We start from the raw sequence: 350 nt of genomic DNA, 5'->3' as shown, positions 1-350 counted from the left end.
CACAAGGCCGGCGTTGCCAAGGCCGATCTCGGCAATGAGCTTCTGGAAACCATGACGATCCACACCGCCAGCACCGGATTTGCCCAGGTCCTCGTCAATCACCTGGACGCGACCAAATGCTACATGAACATGCGACCGCTCTATCAGCCACAACTCTCTGAAACCGGAGCCGTCGCCTGATCAAAAGTGCGAAAGATTCTGGACAGTACCCTGGAAACGAGAAGGGCGGAATCGTATCGTCGGTCATGGCGGGCGTGGCGTTCGCGGTTGAGGTGATGGGGTTGGCTTCACAACCGAATCCTACGCCGCATCAGCGCTTTACACCACGCTCGCCAGCCTCTCAGGCGCCC

Annotated in this window: 1 protein-coding gene; it reads left to right on the top strand. The window is 58.9% G+C overall.

Going from position 1 to position 350, the window contains the following annotated elements; translation table 11 throughout:
- The coding region (locus QJT78_RS52365; RefSeq protein WP_281460969.1) for a hypothetical protein at positions 1-180 on the top strand (180 nt) is incomplete at its 5' end.
- Positions 181-350: the final 170 nt, after the last annotated feature.

The sequence above is a fragment of the Bradyrhizobium sp. Mp27 genome (assembly GCF_029953005.1).
Classification (GTDB): Bacteria; Pseudomonadota; Alphaproteobacteria; order Rhizobiales; family Xanthobacteraceae; genus Bradyrhizobium; species Bradyrhizobium barranii.
This window is presented reverse-complemented; position numbering and strand designations above follow the sequence as displayed.